This is a genomic window from Brevibacterium sp. AGC70 (genome assembly GCF_057334195.1).
In genome coordinates, this window is sequence record NZ_JBHFIH010000010.1 from 47,629 (window position 1) to 64,728 (window position 17,100).

At 57.9% G+C, this 17,100-nt stretch carries 14 protein-coding genes; 10 read left to right on the top strand and 4 right to left on the bottom strand.

Going from position 1 to position 17,100, the window contains the following annotated elements; translation table 11 throughout:
• Positions 1–7: 7 nt before the first annotated feature.
• Complete coding sequence (locus ACE03M_RS07750; RefSeq protein ID WP_485933408.1) at positions 8–1,984, bottom strand: CDP-glycerol glycerophosphotransferase family protein; 1,977 nt, start codon at positions 1,982–1,984, stop codon at positions 8–10.
• 347 nt (positions 1,985–2,331) lie between these two features.
• Here ACE03M_RS07750 and ACE03M_RS07755 point away from each other — a divergent pair, with 347 nt between their 5' ends.
• Complete coding sequence (locus ACE03M_RS07755) at positions 2,332–3,108, top strand: acyltransferase (protein ID WP_485933409.1); 777 nt, start codon at positions 2,332–2,334, stop codon at positions 3,106–3,108.
• Between the two features lie 203 nt (positions 3,109–3,311).
• On the top strand, positions 3,312–4,793 hold the full coding sequence (locus ACE03M_RS07760; protein WP_485933411.1) for a hypothetical protein: 1,482 nt from the start codon (positions 3,312–3,314) through the stop codon (positions 4,791–4,793).
• Between the two features lie 2 nt (positions 4,794–4,795).
• On the opposite strand, the gene ACE03M_RS07765 is transcribed toward ACE03M_RS07760, so the two are convergent.
• Positions 4,796–5,707 carry an LCP family protein gene (locus ACE03M_RS07765; RefSeq protein WP_485933413.1) on the bottom strand — a complete coding sequence of 304 codons (912 nt, stop codon included), beginning with the start codon at positions 5,705–5,707 and terminating at the stop codon, positions 4,796–4,798.
• Between the two features lie 112 nt (positions 5,708–5,819).
• On the bottom strand, positions 5,820–6,995 hold the full coding sequence (locus tag ACE03M_RS07770) for a YbfB/YjiJ family MFS transporter (protein ID WP_260848217.1): 1,176 nt from the start codon (positions 6,993–6,995) through the stop codon (positions 5,820–5,822).
• Positions 6,996–7,434: 439 nt separating this feature from the next.
• On the opposite strand from ACE03M_RS07770, the gene ACE03M_RS07775 reads away from it, so the two are divergent.
• The 7 genes from ACE03M_RS07775 (at position 7,435) to ACE03M_RS07805 (ending at position 14,955) form a co-directional block, all read left to right on the top strand.
• Positions 7,435–10,038 (top strand): hypothetical protein, encoded by a 2,604-nt coding sequence (locus tag ACE03M_RS07775; RefSeq protein WP_186293167.1) that lies wholly within the window; start codon positions 7,435–7,437, stop codon positions 10,036–10,038.
• Positions 10,039–10,093: 55 nt separating this feature from the next.
• Entirely contained in the window at positions 10,094–11,080 is a 987-nt protein-coding gene (locus tag ACE03M_RS07780; protein WP_186293166.1) for a dipeptidase, read from the top strand.
• Positions 11,081–11,092: 12 nt separating this feature from the next.
• Positions 11,093–11,905, top strand: a complete 813-nt coding sequence (locus tag ACE03M_RS07785) for an amino acid ABC transporter ATP-binding protein (protein ID WP_260848215.1) — start codon at positions 11,093–11,095, stop codon at positions 11,903–11,905.
• Position 11,906: 1 nt separating this feature from the next.
• A complete protein-coding gene (locus ACE03M_RS07790; RefSeq protein WP_143923663.1) occupies positions 11,907–12,551 on the top strand; it encodes an amino acid ABC transporter permease in 645 nt (214 codons plus the stop codon).
• Positions 12,548–13,276: an amino acid ABC transporter permease gene (locus tag ACE03M_RS07795; RefSeq protein WP_143923662.1), complete on the top strand. Its 729-nt coding sequence runs from the start codon at positions 12,548–12,550 to the stop codon at positions 13,274–13,276. Before ACE03M_RS07790 ends, ACE03M_RS07795 begins: the two co-directional genes overlap by 4 nt.
• Positions 13,277–13,325: 49 nt before the next feature.
• The gene (locus tag ACE03M_RS07800; RefSeq protein ID WP_143923661.1) at positions 13,326–14,180 is read left to right on the top strand and encodes a substrate-binding periplasmic protein; all 855 of its coding nucleotides are present in this window, start codon (positions 13,326–13,328) and stop codon (positions 14,178–14,180) included.
• Positions 14,181–14,253: 73 nt separating this feature from the next.
• Positions 14,254–14,955: an IclR family transcriptional regulator gene (locus tag ACE03M_RS07805; RefSeq protein WP_096162396.1), complete on the top strand. Its 702-nt coding sequence runs from the start codon at positions 14,254–14,256 to the stop codon at positions 14,953–14,955.
• A 114-nt stretch (positions 14,956–15,069) separates the two neighbouring features.
• On the opposite strand, the gene ACE03M_RS07810 is transcribed toward ACE03M_RS07805, so the two are convergent.
• Positions 15,070–16,440: a cation:dicarboxylate symporter family transporter gene (locus ACE03M_RS07810; RefSeq protein WP_485933415.1), complete on the bottom strand. Its 1,371-nt coding sequence runs from the start codon at positions 16,438–16,440 to the stop codon at positions 15,070–15,072.
• A 169-nt stretch (positions 16,441–16,609) separates the two neighbouring features.
• Between ACE03M_RS07810 and ACE03M_RS07815 the strand changes: the two genes are divergently transcribed.
• Complete coding sequence (locus ACE03M_RS07815; protein ID WP_235349679.1) at positions 16,610–17,035, top strand: hypothetical protein; 426 nt, start codon at positions 16,610–16,612, stop codon at positions 17,033–17,035.
• Positions 17,036–17,100 lie beyond the last annotated feature (65 nt).

Sequence of the window (17,100 nt, forward strand, 5' to 3'; positions counted from 1 at the left end):
GAGTTTGTCACAGGCTCAGCATTCGGTCGATGATTGTGTCATTGATTCGGTTGGTATCGACTCCGGCGAAGAACTGGTCTCGCCTTGACTCCAATTCTGCGTCCGGAGTGCAGAAGTGCTCTTCAGTCAGATGAGCGATGACCTCAGCGTGGTCGGTGAACACAGGGCCGAGACCGTCCTCTCTGTAGTCAAGTCGGCTTTCGTAGGGCTGCTCGAGGAAGAAGTCCTCCTCGTCCCATTGGTAATACGCGATAGGGGTACCGACAAATGACGCGTCCAGCACCGCCGAGCTGTAGTCCGTGAACACAAACTCGGCAGCCGAGATCGCGCTCCTGTAACTGAGGTCGGACTTGACCACCCGATCCGAGAACCGGAAGAAATCTGCCCGGTTTTCGACGTTCGGGTGAAGCTTCACGTGTAGCTCTCGGTCGGTATGTTCGAGAAACTCCAGCAAAGTCTTGTCAGTGAGCAGATCGTTGATCGCGCGGTAGTACTGGGAGTCTCTGAATTGGTCCGGGCTGGCGTGGAGTAGATTAAAACGCCAGGTAGGCATGAAAAGGAGATTGCGTCGATCTGACGTCTGCCGCTCCAGGGTCTCGAGTCGAGGGAGCCCGGAATTAATCACCTCAACTGGTGCAACTTTGCTCAGATAGTCCGCTTCAACCACTCCAGTAGCAACGAAGATATCGAAATACTTTGAGTTCACCCAGTTCGTCATGTCATTGAGCTGCACTCCGTGCTGAAGATAGACGAACCGCGAGTTGGCCAGTGTCTTGCTCTTGTATCGGAGGTTGTAGATCTGCGAGGACACTACGAGGTCGGAACGAAGGAAATGCTCGTAGAAGTCGGGGGTGAAGATCGGTAGGAGTTTGAATCCGCGCTGACTCAGTCGGTCCCAGTCTGGCGATTTGGGGCTCAGCGCGAAGTAGGTTTTGCTGAATTCAGGGCGCCGCTCGGTGAAATGCGCATAAAGATACTCTGCATTGTCATCCGCTTGCATCGGCCGATCGAAGAAGATGATCGTTGATCTTTCGGTGATCGGCCGGGAATAATAATTGTAGACTGCGGGCGAATCTTGCTCCGGGCAATGTGGGCGATAGGTCTTGCTGACCGTCACCGTCTGATCGTTGAATGCAATGCGGTGGAGATCGATGTCGGCCTCTGCCGAACTGGGACCTTCGCTGAACTCGAGGTAGGCGTCTCTGTCGGAGAGTTGTTTGAACAGGTGCTGAGTGGCCGCAGGTTCATCCAACCATTTGATCCACGCGCACTCGAAGGGGTGCATGGCTTCTGAGTAACGCAGGTACTTGGCAAGTTGATAAGTGCTGACAATATCGCGGAGATGATCGAGCGGCACCTCGGTGGATTCCGACTCCCGCAACCCCCTGAGGAATAAGACGAGAAGTCGAAGGATCTGAAGTCGAATCTTCGTCGAACCAGAAGGGATGAGCGGCAAAAGCCTCCGTGGCCCGTGGCCCAGAGGCAGACCTATGGCCGACTTAGTGACTGATGCGACTGAGTAGCCGGTCGCTAGCGGCGTGATGTCATTGATCGACCAATAGAGGCGATACGCCAAGTAGACGGACGTGCGGTCGATATCGTTGATCGCATTGAGCGCATCGGCCAATCGACCGGTATTGAAGACCGCACCATAGACATCTGTGTCCCGGTCATAGGCGTAGACAAGTTCGTTCGCTGGTTTCCCGATCTCCTTTGGGACTGTGCTGCTGTAGATGTGAGGGTCGGCCATATACACAGTGCGAGTGCTGAGGTGCTTGAGGATCGTGTTGAGATAAGTTGCAGACAACTGATGATTCTGTCTGATGAAGACGATGTACTTACTCGGCCGCTCATTGCAAAGCTCGGCGATCCGCTCAGCTGACAGCGTGGTGTCGACGACTCTGATCTCGAAGAAGTTCTCCCAGTGCAGTCGGGCAGACATCAGCCGCCGATACGTCGTTGACTCCCTGTCGAGTTTGTCCACTGCCTCGACAACGACGGTCAGGAGTGATTCGTTCTCGGACATGCAACCCTCAAGTACGGCCAAATTGGACTGGGGTCGACAGTCGAACCCATCAGGTATGTTACATGAACAATCGCTGAACTGTCACTGATATCCACATGAACGACCGCGCAGGAGGCAGAAGTTTAGGTAAGTAACTAAAGACCAATTCAGTTAAGCGACGAAATCAATCGATAATGTGTTAACTTCAGAGGTAGTTATCTAATATGGCGTTTACGGAAATTGGCCATGCGTGTCGGCGGCGCGAGAATTATTGCCTGTCATCAGTGTAGGGGCTGGTGGCGCAGGTGTTCGGTAGACTGGCTCGCGTGAAGAAGCTGACTGCGCTGTCTGATTACAGTGACGATCTGGGTAACACAATCGATTCGCCCACGGTTTTTGACAAGAACGTGGCCGTGACTATTCGTGGGAGGAACAATCGTGTCACGGTCCACCCCGATGCCAAGTTTAAGAAGCTCTTGGTGATTTTCGACTGTGACAACGGCACCTTGGTCATAGGCCCAAACTCGAAGCATGGGTTCGCATTGAATATCAGAGTAGGTCAAGACTCCAATGTGGTCATCGGAGCCGACGTAACCTCGACGACTGCCTGCGTCATCAGCGCGGTTGAAGGTGCCACGGTGCGATTGGGCAATGATGTAATGCTTGCCAGTGACAACGAAATCCGAGCGGACGATGGGCATCCGATCTTCGATATTTCCACGGGAAAGCGCGTCAACCCGGCAAAAGACATCACCATAGGCAGTCATGTGTGGCTGGGCCGGCAAGCGGTAGTGTTGGCGGGTGCCGAAGTGGGCGATGGGTCAGTGATCGGACATCGTGGTGTGGTCACACGATCAATACCGAACAACTGCGTCGCAGTGGGTGCGCCGGCGCGTGTTGTTCGGCGGAATATCGCGTGGGAGCGTCCACATCTGTCGTTCGTGGCACCGCCCTACAAGCCGGATGCATCCTACGTTACGCGAAGCGAAGAATACTGGAATCCTACTCAGGAGGTTAACGATCCTGCACCTGTTGTCGTGCAGGATCGCCCCGGCGTTATCGCTCGGATCATGCGCAAATTCGGGTATGTGAAGTTAGAGTGATCGGTTGCCGACTGCAGTTCGTGTGTCGTGGTGATCATTGAGTTTCTGACTCCGGAATTGCACGTCGTCCAGAAGGGGCCCATAGAGCGATGTTGACTAGAAGGACGGTTGCGGCCGTCTCCGTGACGTCGCTCCTCGTCCTTTCGGCATGCACTTCAGGTCCCTCTGACTCTGGAAGCTCAACAGGCGGTGGTGCAACTTCCGTGGAACCTAGCCCCACAGCGACAGAGTTCGAACAGCAGATGCCCACGGACGTCGCCGGTCAGCGACAGGTCATCACGCCCTCGACTCAGCCTGCAGGTAAGGAATTGCGTGCCGGCAACATTGGGATCTCGTTCGAATCCACGACGCTTGCCGACTCCCGACTGGACCCCGGAGCTTCGAACCTGGAAGAGGTCCTGAGGTCCCTCGGTTCGCCGGGGCTCCGCTTCGGTGGAAACGCCCTTGATCGCAGGATGTTTTGGACTTCGGCGGGGGAGGAGCCTGAGAAAGGTGAGCAGGTTGCTGTCACCCCCGACGACCTCAAACGACTGAAGAAGCTCGTTGCTGCCACTGGGTCCACCGTGACACTCGGCATCCCGCTGGGATCATACGACCCGAAACGTGGAGCCGATATGGCGGCGCATGCGGTCGACATCCTCGGTGACTCCCTGGTTGGTCTCGCGATTGGGAACGAGCCCAATGGGTACACGGTGAAAGATGTGCCGAATGGCGCTGTGCGTGGCAAAAGCTGGAGCAAGGAGAAGTACGTTGAGCAGCTCGAGGCCTATGCGAAGGCGATTCACACTAAACGACCGGATGCTCCCATTATCGGTCCGGATGTCTACGACGGTGTGTGGATGGAGGCATTCGTTGATTCCGACGTTAAGCACAAGAGCGCTATGTCCCAGCATTGGTATCAGCTCCCCGAATGCGACTCCAGAAAAGTGCCTGGACGGGGGCCTCAAGCAGAGAATCTCGTAGATCCGTTGGCGAAGAAGTCGGCTACAAAGAACTTAGGCATCGGCAGAGAGAAAGCTGAAGACGCGGGTCTGCCTCTCTGGCTGGAGGAGACCGGGCCCACGAGCTGTCCAGGTACGAACGACACCTCGCTGACCAATGCTTCGGCACTGTGGGCTGCTGACTACACGCTCTACGCTGCACAACTCGGGGTGGAACGGATGGCGATGCACTCAATGCTCGGTGCTTGCAATGGGGGAGCGCCGATGTCGCTCGTCTGCGACCCGGCCGATCATGGGCAGCGATCCGATACCTTCGTTCCCCGGCCTAACATGCTGGGTCTCAGGCTCGTCGTTCCGAGCATCGGGGGAACATTCACCAAGACCTCGGTGAAGGGTGGTGGGAACATGAGCGCCTATACCGTGTCGAAGGATAATGGCAAGACACTCGTAACGACGATTATCAACGCCAACGATGCTGCCGAGGTCGGAGGCAACCCAGTGTCGCTGAAGATGCCGAAGGGATTCTCAGTGGACAAGGCGTCTCAGGTATACGGACCCTCGAACGATGCGAAGCGCGCGACGAAGGTGATTCCATCAAATCCGCTGCCGGACACGATCCCCTACAGCGGGCCGAAGAACTCCGGCAGTGCGAGTGCATCAGCGAGTCCTGCTGCTGACGATAACGAGCTCAACATCGACATTGCGGGCAGCTCAGTGACGGTGTTCATCATGCGTAAGAAGTAGGTTCAGTACCCCAGTGACACCAGGTACCGGAAGAAGTCCGGCAGGTCGTTGCCGGCCAGTGCGTCCTTGAGTGCAGGCACGGCCTCGGCATCGAAATCGATGATGACGGTGCCATCGTCTGCGCGGCGGGAAGTCGTGGGGATGGTGATGACGGCGATGTCATCTGATTCGAGCTGGCGAAGGCTGTTGGCAATCTTGCCGAGCTCCAGCGTCGTCAGGGTCTTATCGTGATGGATGCCGCTGGCGAAATGACCGAGCACAGTGGCCCCCTTATTGGGGTCCTTAGCCAGGCCGCCTGTCTTGAGCGCCTGGATGAGAGCGCGCAGTGCGGCGCGCTGATTGCGGGTGCGTGTTTGGCCGGCATCGTCGACCGGGTCGGCGGTGGCGAATGCACCGACTGAGCTGGCGTTGAGGTTGTTGGTGCCCTCGATGAACTCCACATCGCCGGCTGAGAACGCGGTTCGGCTGTAGACGGGCAGGCCGCCTAGCTCATTGATTACAGCGCCCAGCGCAGAGGCTTCGAGTTCGGCCACGTGATCGATGCGCACACCCAAGACGTCTTCGACCATGGCGACGATGACTGGCCAGCCACCTTCATCGGCAATCGTGGCGAAGGTCTGACCCGATTCGATCTGCGCTGAAGGGTTGAGCGTCATCACGACCGCGAAGTCATTCGCCGCAGGGATGTGGATGGCCGCGAAAGTGTCACCCTGGCTACTGGTCTTCTGTGACTCGGCAGCATGCGTGATCCGAAGCAGAAGAGTACGGGCATCAGTTGTCGCCGGACGAATGTCATCGGGTGGGAAGATCGCCTCGTCGAGCAGGACTCGGGAGGCTTCGTCGAACTCGGCTCGGGCGCTGTTCAGGTCCTTGATGGAACCTACTGCCGAGACCATCTTCTTCAGCTTCGCCATCGCGGTGCGTCTCCCTCGGTGTGATCAGTACTTAGTCTGCAGTTTCAATCATAGCGGGGACGACGCGACAGGTGTCGTTGGGTGGGTACGGGACTGTTCTGCCACCTCGGCGTCATTTATCGGTGGTGCTGCTGAGCGCACCGAACAAGGTCAGTCCCATGCCCAGTGCCAGAGCGATCGCGGCCGCGATGAAGCTGCCGATGATGGTCTTGCTCAGCGCGATGGCCACAAATGCGGGGCCGGCGATCTGGCCGAGGCTGTACCAGGTCATCAGCTTCGCGGCCGCGGCCGAGATGCCCATCTGCGTGCCCACTCCGATGACCATCATGACCACCCCGATGAAGGTTCCGCCGAAGAGGATTGCGGAGACGAAGAGCAGGATCGGGTTGGAGGCGAAGACGGCGAGGACGGCCCCGCCGACCTGCAGCGAATAGCACAGGGCAAGCCCTCGGCGGGTGCCGATGCGAGCTGCGACGTTCGACCAGATCAGAGGTGAGGCCGCGGTTGCCGCTCCAGCGACGATCCAGGTCGATGCGGCCGCGCTTTCGCCGAAGACGGGTTCGGCCAGGACGACGAGGTAGGTGCCGATGATGATGTAACCAGCACCTTGGAAGAAGTGGCCTGCGGTCAGGGAGGCCAAGGCTCGGCGCCGGCTTGGGATTGCTGTGGGGTCTGCTGTTTGCGCGTGTGGGGGAGTGGCCTCGGCTGGTTGGCTGGCGTCCTCATTGCGGGCTGGCAGCGGCCAGTTCCAGGCGATGAGGGTGAACGCGGCGCTGATGACTGCGCAGACTAGCCAGAGTTCGTGCCAGTCGAGGAAACTGCTGGCGGCGAGGACGATGGCGCCGGAGATGAGAATGCCGGTACCCACACCGGCATAGATGACACCAGAATCCAGGGGTCGGCGGGCCACGAATGGGATGCGCCCGGTGATGGAGACGAAGATGAGACCTGAGGCAACTCCAGCGAGAGTGCGTACCACACCTTGCCACGCAAGACTTTCGCTCACCGGCACGGCGAACAGGCAAAGAGTGGAGGCGACGAGAGCGACCCTGTAGGTGACGCGGTCTGGGTCCACCCATCCACGGGCGATGACCAGGCAGCCGAAGAAGTATCCCACATAGTTCGCGGTCGCGATCCAGGCACCTGGAGCCGAGCTCCAGTGCAGGGCAGCGACCATGAGGGGCAGGACGGGTGTGTAGAAGAACCTACCCATTCCCATCGCCAGAGCCAGGCCGAGGGTGCCGCGGATGGCAGTGTGGTTGACGGTGTTGCCTGCACTAGGTCCCACGGCAATGCCTCCTGTTCGCTCGTCCCCGGGAATGATGTCACGAAAACGGGGCGGTCGCCTCGGCGAGGGTGAGGACGAGACGATGCGGGTGCTGATACTCCAAAAGCTGGGGGACTATCGGCACCGGAGTCGGAATGGCCTCGGATTCGTGTACACCGGAATTAAGTGAGAGCCCGTCGAACGGGTTGAAGCTGTTGAGCCGAGAACTCGAACTTCAATTTGTCGATGCGAACTTTGGCGCCCGTGCCAACGAGAGGTTCGAAGCGATGCGGCTGCAGTCTGGCGGACAGCGACTACTTGCCTTCTTTCAACTCGCCAACTGAAAAAAGATTGTGATCGCCTCTAGTCAAGCTGTGGAGTCCTTTGCTACTGTCAAATTACGTCAATACAAGATATATAGGCGTCAAGCAATATTTTACAGAACAAAGGATAGTGCACCGTGGCACAAGTTCCCTCGACGCAATTCGTCGATCCGCACACAATGATGGACCCCCGCAATCTCGGTGCCATGCAGCCGACGCGTCTCTCCGCATCGCGCAGCTTCATGGCCAAGATGATCCGCGAGAAGTGGAAGATCGAAAAAGAGGTTTTCGAACTCGATGCCAGGGGAAACGGGCAACTACGGTATGCGATCACTACCCCCGAAGGATCCTTGACGTTTGTGGCGTTTCTGCAGGAGCCGCACAACAAGAACAGAACGGGGCGCATTATCGGCACGAGTTGGGACATGGTTGGCGCCCTACTTGACGGTGTGGCTACGGCGGAGCAGGTGCGTGCTACCCGCGAAGAGATCCCTCGGCTCTACGAGGGTCGCGCGACTCCGAATACGCTCGTATGGTTCCGATCGAATCAGAGCCTACGGATTTTTCGAGACGCGCGAGCAGCCCTGGCCGAGGGCAGGCAACCCGACGCCAAAGAGCTCCACAGAGTCGGATATCTCATGCGCAATACCGGGTTGGACGGAAACGGGACCTTTGGGACGATGCCGTTCAGAGCGATTCCCGACGGTCATCCATTAGCAGTTTCGTATCACGCGCAGATGTTGTCGGCCTACCTCATGCGCGAGCTTTCCGTCGATGTCGTCGAGGAACTCGCCAGACTCGACTCACCGGATACAGCTGTGAAGTTCAACAGGGATGTCAAGCGACTCTTGGGCGTGGGCAACGGTTCTGCTCTGGGGCTGGCAATGCTCTTCTATAACCGTCCGGTGCTCGTCAATTCCTATATCTCTGCCTACCTCGATGTACTCGATCACATCCTGAACGACCCGAGTTCGAGTACGGCAGAGAGGCTCGCTGTACTCGAATCCCACCTCAGCAGAACGATCCGGTACCGGTCCTTTCTCAACACCTCCTACAGGTTCTTCACGAGCAACATGGAGATCGTGGCTGATCTGCGTCGTATCCGCGCGAAAGTCCGGGCGGGAATGCGCGGGGACATCACCACCACATGTGGGCGTACAGTTCTCGGGGAGATTCATCGCGAGATCGAGAATCAGGTAAGCAAGGAAGCTTTGCACTCGTTCGGGGCACTGGTCATCGAGCTCGATCCGGACTACTGCGACGATGTTGTGCAATCGCGTCTAGCTTTCGACGAACAGCTCGACATGCCTCCGCAGACTACTCTGCAGGAGGTTCGGGAGATGGCTGCAGGAGCCTTTAGTTGGGCGCGCGATCTTCCGCTCAACGACGAGGAAAATCGCGACCGAGTCTGGTATCAGTCCCGAGCTGCTGAGGAGCCGCGTTCCGGTCCACGCGAAGAAGTCCCGGATGCACATGAACTCATCCAGAGCTATCCCGACGAGGTGCGCGAACTCATTGCAGCTATCGACGAGGTCGATTGTACGTCGACGGCGACCGTGGGCGCTCTCATCGCGAAGCGTCCCGACCTCGAATACATAGCCCGCCTGGTCGTGGCTCTTGCCGACATGCCATACGCTACGGCCCATGTAGATCCTCACGACACGGACTTCGTGCCTGTATGGGTGATCCGATTCGTCAATTCGTTCATCCACGGTCTAGACCGCACCGAGGACCACATGGGGCGGGACGTGCGAGGGATCATCTTCGAGGGCGCGCCGTACCGAGATGAGATCGGCGACGCCGACGCTTCGACCTGGTGGTGGTCCTATTCGAAGCCTGAGATCAGGCTGGCGCAGGCGCCAGTCGCACAAACTCCGGCCGCGCCATATGCGGCATCCGGTGACCACTCCGCTGCGGGTGCCGGGCAATCGCCCCAACTAGGGACGGCCGTCCTCACCCCGACCGAGTCACCTATCTCGCCACCATCCGATCATGCGACCACCACGATCAACTGCAAATATCGTGAAATGAGACTCATGGCAGGGCGTGCTTATCAGGCGCTCAACCTGCCTAACGGATCGTGGCACGGGGCCCGAGAGTTCTTCATCACGGCTCTTGTCGCCGACTTGCGTGCGGCGTCGACTTTCGGGGAACTCCTCATCCGCGATATCGCCTCGGAGAACGGCAGCGCAATCATGTGGCAGGCTCCAAGCTTCGGAATGAGAGATGACATCCTCGCTATCGACAATCACCGACAGAGTCTGCTGGTCACCGGACATGTACTCGTCAATCTGCTGGGGGCTAACGCAAACACATTGGGCCGATCCTTCGTCATCGACAATGCCGAAGCCGACGAGGTGCTCCCGGGGCTTCGACTTGAGTTGAAGCGATATGGGGTCGATCTCCAGATCGAACAGACAGCTGCCGGCATTGTCGGCACAGTTCGACTCAGCCGCGAGCCGCAGCAGCTCGAGCGCGAGTACCGTTCCGCAATGAACGACTTCTTTGTCAATGGGCAGACGATTGGCGCAGAGACATTCTGGAAGATCTACTACCGAGGCAATGCAGGGCTCGACGTCGATACCCCGATCTCGCGGCAGCATACCGGAGGCACCGTCCTGGATGTCATCCGACCGGGAGAGCGTATTACTAAGCAATTCACCAGTGAAGAACTTCACTTACTCACAGATCCCGACGAGCTCGACAACCGGAATATCGCCGAATTCACCGCTTTCAATTGACCGTATTTGCAGCGCCGCACTACAGCCCACCGAGAATCGAAACGAAGGACACACAATGTTGTATGTAGACAGCCTGCTCTGCACTCCGCTGGAGAAGGAGAGACTGGAACACCGCCCGGCCCTGGAAGAGATTGCAGCCGGAGGAGTCGGCTGTGTCACTGTCACGGTGGGCTTTTGGGAGGACGCAACCGAATCGATGGATCAGATCGTTCGCTGGCAGCATATGGCAGAGGACAATTCAGATCTCGTCGAAATCGCCTACACAGCCGATGACATCGAACGGATCGCACAGTCAGGGCGATGCGCGATTCTTCTCGGATTCCAGAATGTGGCCTTCCTCCAAGGACGGCTCGGGTATGTGGAACTCTTCGCCAGAATGGGCACCCGCGTAGGGCAGCTCACTTATAATATCCAATCCGACATTGGTGGATCCTGCTATGAACCCCACGACTCGGGGCTTTCTCGATACGGGAAGTACGTAGTCCGTGAAATGAACCGATGTGGGATGGTCGTCGATCTTTCTCACGTTGGGAACACCACGACCATAGATGCAATCCGTCATTCTGCGGAACCTGTGGCCATCACTCATTCAAATCCTGCTGAGCTGGCTCCGCATCCGCGAAACAAACCGAGCGAAGTGCTTGATGCGCTCAAAGACAATGGTGGAGTCATCGGGCTCTCCGTGTATCGGAACATAGTCGGCGAATATACGACCGCAGAGAGGTGGTCGGAGCTTGTGGCCTGGACGGTCGACAGGATCGGTATCGACCATGTCGGCATCGGTACCGACTTCGATCAAACTGGAGGCAAAGCCTACCTTGAATGGATGCGCCAGGGCCGGTGGGCGCGGGAGGTTCAATACGGGGCAGGTTCGAAAGGCAACGCGGGGCCGCAGCCTCGGCTGGGCTGGTTCGATGATCCCTCTCAGTTCCCGAACGCGGAGACATGCCTACGTGATCGCGGGTTCGTCGATGCAGAGGTCGCGAAGATCATGGGCGGCAATTGGTTGGAATTCTACCGCCGCACGTTCAAGAAGCTGTGAAGGGACTGAAGCATGACTGTTACACAACCGTCAGCTCACACGACGAACATTCAAGAAGGGCTGTCTGCCATGAGTGGACCATTTGTCTCAGCTCGGTCGCTAAGCAAGCAGTTTGGGGACCACCGAGCCGTTGACAACGTTACTTTGGAAGTGTCCAAAGGCGAGGTGATCTCTATCATCGGGCCATCGGGTGCGGGAAAATCGAGTTTGATTCGCTGTCTCAATCTCCTTGAGGTTCCTGATGCCGGGAGTCTGAGGATAGGTGATACGAGCATTGATTTCGACAATGGTCGGCCGAGTAAAGCGCAGGTCGCCGGATTGCGGCGATTTACCGGGATGGTATTTCAGTCCTTCAACCTCTTTCCTCACTTCACTGCGCTGAAGAACGTCGCACTTCCTCAGATGCGGGTTCACCGACGGTCTCGAGCAGAAGCCGAGGAAAGGGCAATGGAAGAGCTCGGCAGAGTCGGACTCACATCCAAAGCTGACTCGTATCCAGCTCAGTGCTCCGGAGGACAGCAGCAGAGGATCGCGATTGCGCGAGCGTTAGCTATGGATCCAGAACTGATGCTCTTCGACGAACCGACATCCGGTCTCGACCCGGAGATTGGTGCAGAGATTCTTCAGGTGATGCGCAAGCTCGCCGCTGACGAGATGACGATGCTGGTCGTCACTCATGAAATGGAATTCGCGCGTCAGGTCTCCAACCAGATCGCGGTCATGGTCGATGGTGCGGTCATAGAGCAGAGTAGCCCTGAAAAGATCATGTCTGATCCTGACCAGGAGCGCACGAGCAAATTCCTATCAGCGGTATTGGGGCGCTGACATGGGGGAGATCATCGCATATATCGCGATGGGCACTGGCTGGACGGTGGTCATGACCTTCGGTTCGGCGGCGATCGGAATCGTCCTGGGACTGCCGATGCTTGCTCTGGCCCAGAGCCGATTCAGTGCAGCCCGGGGAATCTACCACGCCATTGTGCATGTCGTCCGAGGTATACCCACGATCGTGTGGCTCTTCATAGCCTTTTTTGGCGTAGGGCAACTTGGCATAACTCTTTCGCCGGTGACCGCTTCTCTGTTGGTACTTTCGATCATCGCCACGGCATATATGGCCGAAATCTATCGCGGAGGGATCCAAGCCGTACCGGCTGGGCAATGGGAAGCAGCAGGGGCACTCAACCTCGACCAGTTTTCAACCCTCCGATTCATCATTGGTCCGCAGCTGTTCAGAGCAGTCAGCCCTTCCGTTGCGACTCAGGTTATCGGGCTGCTCAAGGATTCCGCGCTTGTGTCGACGATCGGGGTCGCTGACCTCGTATTCAGAGCGGGGATCATGACTCAGTATCACGCGCATGGACTATATATGTTTGGCACCGCCGGGTTGATCTATCTCGCTCTGAGTCTGCCGATCGCCGCATTCTCACGCAATATCCATGCCCGCATTACGAGGAGGTATGCACTCGCATGAGTGATTTCTCTTGGCTCTACGATTGGCCGCAGTACATTCCGGATCTTTTGCCGGGGCTTGGCGTCGCCATATCTCTCACTCTGTTCTCCTGCCTGGGCGGCTATATACTCGGGTTCTTCCTCGCCCTGGGTGTTGAATCACCTTCGAGAGTCGTCCACTACGCCGCTCTTGTCATAGTCGAACTTGGTCGAGGAGTTCCAATCCTTGTACTACTTTTCCTCGTATATCAGGGGCTTCCCCAACTTGGACTGATGCTCGACCCGCATCCAGCGGCCTTGGCAGCCCTGATGTTCTCAGCTGCTGGGTACTCGTCGGAAATGATTCGTGCAGGACTCAACTCTGTGCCAGCTGGACAAGCTGAGGCGGCGAATTCTCTGTCGATGTCGGCTGCAGACACCTATCGTTTCATCGTAATTCCGCAAGCAGCTCGAATCTCGATTCCGCCGCTTGTCAACTTGACGATCATCATCTTCCAAGCGACATCTTTGGCAACCGTCATCACGGTGCCTGAAATCATGCAGCATGCTGGGGTGATCGGAGCTGCGACATTCGAGTACATGTCTGTGTACACAGCCGCGGCGGTGCTGTATCTGTGCATCACGATTCCTGGCGCTGTGCTCAGCGGCTACCTAGAGAAGTCGATGAGACAGAAGAAGCGTTCGAAACGAAAGGCAGTGAGGTCCCTGCTCACAGGATCGCCCTCGCTACCTGTTGCCGCCACCTGACAACTCTGCATCCTCAATATCAACAAACCCGAACGACAAAGGAGTCGCAATGAAAAAGAACCTGATGGCTACTATGGCAGCGGCCGCGATGCTTGTCCTAAGCGGATGTGGCGGAACACCTCCCGGTGCCCCCGAATCTGTGGGTGAAGACTGCACCCCGCGCGACGAGGGACTCAAGACTATTACGGAGGGCGTCCTGACTGTGGCCCAATACGAATACGTTCCGTTCTCAATGTCGGATTCTGCGGGAGAGCTCAGCGGGTTGGAGGGGGACGTGCTCACCAAATTTGCCGAGCTTGAATGCCTGACCTTGACAATCAACAAGGGTGACTCCCCGGCGATGATCACCTCGGTTGCTACGGGACGGGCGGATACAACGCTCGGATCCTGGTATCGGACGGCAGAACGCGCGGAGAAAGTACGTTTGTCCGCCCCTGTAGTCACCTCACCATTCTCTTCCGTCACTAAGGAAGGTATCGACACTGTTGACGGTCTCAGAGGTTTGGAGATCGGAGTGGGACAGGGCCTGATCGGAGTAGACGACATGAAGGGGGTCTTCGGGAGTAAGCTCAAGATCTATCAGAATGACGACGCCGTGTTCGATGACATCGCATCGGGACGAATCGAAGGGTCGGTCCAGGGCTACATAGCGGGCATGCAGTATCTCAAGAAGCATGAGATCGAAGGCTTCACCGTCACGCCGTTGAAGCCCGATGAGCGTGTTCCAGCTACTGGCGCCGCGGGACAGACCAACTTCCCAGTTAAAAAGGACAATGAGGCGCTAGGTGAAGCTCTTGACAGCGTGATCAAGGACATGCGCGAGTCAGGTGAACTCGACGAGATTGCGGAGAAGTATGATCTTGATCCACAGGTGATGCACCCGGGCAAACCGAATCTGCTTTGAGCCATAGTGCGGTATGCCTGGCGATCATTCGCTACCGGGCATACCGCTCAGATAATAGGAATAATGGGGTGGCATGAGCCTGCAGTCCGTGAGCAAAACGATATTGGTATTGGAAACGTTTCTGACGTTCCCCGACGGCTTGGCAAGTGTGTCGCAGCTGGCAAGGAAGCTCGAGTGGTCAAGGGCCGCGACCCACCAGTACGTCTCCACGCTGGCCGAAGTCGGTTGGCTGGTTCAGAACGAGAAGCGAGACTATCAGCTGTCTCCACGCGCCGCTGTATTCGGTCGTTTTGCCATCGAATATTCGGGAGTACCTCCTCAAGTAAGCCAAGCGATGGAACATCTGGTTGAGACGCTCAACGAGCCGATTTCCTACGCGGTGCTCAATGGCAACGAAGCGATCATCATCGAACGAAATGAGCCCAAACGGCCATTCTCGATGACGGCAGAGCCCCATCTGGAACTCAGAACCTCAGCTTCGGGGATGGTGCTCTTAGCTTTTGACGCCCACTTGGATACGAGCCGCTTTGCTGAGATGGCTGACAGATTAGATGCGGTTCGAGCACAGGGGTACGCGCAATCCCATTCGGAATGGCTTGGTGACATCGTCGACGTTGTTGCCGTACCAATCATGTCGAGGGGCGAGTGCCTAGGTGCCTTGAGCGTGATCGCGCCCGACGGAAGATTAGACATCCCTGTGGCACGAAAAGAGCTCCTGGACGCCCGGGCGAGTGTCGAAGATGCGATTGACACAACGCAAACTTCACCCGTTTGACATCTTCGGTCGGCTGTCTCGGCGCGGACGGAAATGAAACGACGCGGGTGCTGTTACTCCAAAAGCTGGTGGAGTATTGGCACCCGCGTCGGGACGGCATTAGAGAAACAGGGCTCAGGCGTTGACGGTGGCGCGCTCCTTCTCGCCCGCTTCGTCACCAGTTGTGGCTGCAGCCCAACCGTGAACGTCAGGCTCAAGCGACTGCTCGTCGAACGGGCTGGAGCCATTGAGAGCCGCACGAGCCTGGTCGATGTCGATCTCGTGGGTCCACTTGCCGATGAGCAGGGTGGCCACGGCGTTGCCGGTGAAGTTCGTCAGGGCACGGCACTCGGACATGAACTTATCAATACCGACGATGACGCCCATGCCGTCGAGGAGTTCGGGGCGGTGTGACTGCAGGCCCGCGGCCAGAGTTGCCAGTCCCGCACCGGAGACGCCGGCGGCACCCTTCGAGGCGATGATCATGAACACCAGCAGCGAGATCTGCTCGCCCAGGCTCATCGGCATGCCCATGGCGCTGGAGACGAACAGAGATGCCATGGTCAGGTAGATGGCGGTGCCGTCGAGGTTGAACGAATACCCGGTGGGCACGGTGATTCCGACGACAGGCTTCGAGACTCCAGCGTGTTCCATCTTCGCAATCAGACGCGGCAGAGCCGACTCGGACGAGGAAGTGGAGAAGATGAGCAGGAACTCTCTAGCCAGGTACTTCAGCAGCAGGAAGATGTTGAGGCCGGTGACGACCTTGAGGATGGAGCCCAGGACGATGACGATGAACAGGGCACAGGTGAGGTAGAAGGCACCCATGAGGGTCGCCATCGCACCGATCGCGGCCCAACCGGTCTTGCCGACGACTGCGGCGATGGCACCGAAGGCACCGACGGGAGCGGCCCACATGATCATCATCATGAGCTTGAAGACGACGGCCTGGATGTGGCCGATGCCCTTGAGGACGGGTTCGCCGGCCTTGCCCATGGACTGCAGGGCGAATCCGACGAGGAGTGCGAGCACCAGGGTCGGCAGGACCGCGATGTCACCGGGGATGAGGCTCATGAGGAAGTCAACGGTCCCGTTGGATTCACCGCCGGCGGCCGCCTCGTAGGGTTCGAGCTTGAGGCCCTCACCCGGGTGGATGAGGTTGCCGACGACGAGGCCGATGACCAGGGCGAAGGTGGCCATGATGAGGAAGTAGATCAAAGCGATGCCGCCGACCTTGCCCACGGTGGCCGCCTTGGCCACGGAGCCGACGCCGAGGACGATGGTGCAGAAGATGATCGGGGCGATGATCATCTTGATGAGTGCGATGAAGGCCTTGCCCAGCGGTTCGAGCGCCTTACCGGCTTCGGGGGCGATGAGTCCGATGGCGGCACCGGCGAACACGGCGATGATGACCATGATGTAGAGCCAGTGCGTACGGTCCTTCTTGCGCTGCGGCGGGGTGGGATCCGCCTCGGCGACGGTGTTGTCTGATGGCAACGTTGCCATGTCTCCTCCTTGAGTGGTGGTGCTCGCGACATCGGGCCGCGAAGAATTTCTCCATGAGCATTCCAGAGACTGTGACGGCTGTCTCGGTTGCGTTCATAGTGTTCATGGCCGCGATCACATCGTCGACTATTGTGGGGCTGTACGACATGACGAAACGAAGGGAATGCTCATGAGACTCGATACAGCACTTCTGCGCGCCGTTCCCGGTGCGTTCATCCTCAACTCCGGCATCGGCAAGCTCGGCCTCGATGAGGAATCCGCCGCCGGCCTGCAGCAGATGGCTGCCAATGGTGTCCCGTTTGTTGAAGAGATGACGCCGGCCCAATTCGGGAAGTTTCTGTCCTACGGTGAGATCGCCGTCGGTGCCGCACTGCTGCTGCCCTTCGTGCCCACCCGTATCGCCGGTGCCGCTCTGACGACGTTCTCCGCCGGGCTCGTTGCGAACTACTTCGCGATCGACTCCATGACCCAGGATGACGGCATCCGCCCCTCCGAGTCCGGCACCGCCGTGGCCAAGGACACCTGGCTGGCCGCGATCGGGCTGGCTCTGATGTTCACGACCGGAGACAAGAAAAAGAAGAAGCTCAAGAAGTAATTCTCATCGAGGCCATGAGTCACCGAGAGCCGCCGGGCCAGGGCGCAGGCAACGCAGTTGCACCC

Bases quoted from the DNA above. Each gene is read 5' to 3' on its own strand.
- ACE03M_RS07765 (WP_485933413.1), bottom strand. From the start codon at position 5,707: ATGGCGAAGCTGAAGAAGATGGTCTCGGCAGTAGGTTCCATCAAGGAC.
- ACE03M_RS07815 (WP_235349679.1), top strand. From the start codon at position 16,610: ATGAGACTCGATACAGCACTTCTGCGCGCCGTTCCCGGTGCGTTCATC.
- ACE03M_RS07810 (WP_485933415.1), bottom strand. From the start codon at position 16,440: ATGGCAACGTTGCCATCAGACAACACCGTCGCCGAGGCGGATCCCACC.
- ACE03M_RS07800 (WP_143923661.1), top strand. From the start codon at position 13,326: ATGAAAAAGAACCTGATGGCTACTATGGCAGCGGCCGCGATGCTTGTC.
- ACE03M_RS07790 (WP_143923663.1), top strand. From the start codon at position 11,907: ATGGGGGAGATCATCGCATATATCGCGATGGGCACTGGCTGGACGGTG.
- ACE03M_RS07780 (WP_186293166.1), top strand. From the start codon at position 10,094: ATGTTGTATGTAGACAGCCTGCTCTGCACTCCGCTGGAGAAGGAGAGA.
- ACE03M_RS07785 (WP_260848215.1), top strand. From the start codon at position 11,093: ATGACTGTTACACAACCGTCAGCTCACACGACGAACATTCAAGAAGGG.
- ACE03M_RS07795 (WP_143923662.1), top strand. From the start codon at position 12,548: ATGAGTGATTTCTCTTGGCTCTACGATTGGCCGCAGTACATTCCGGAT.
- ACE03M_RS07805 (WP_096162396.1), top strand. From the start codon at position 14,254: ATGAGCCTGCAGTCCGTGAGCAAAACGATATTGGTATTGGAAACGTTT.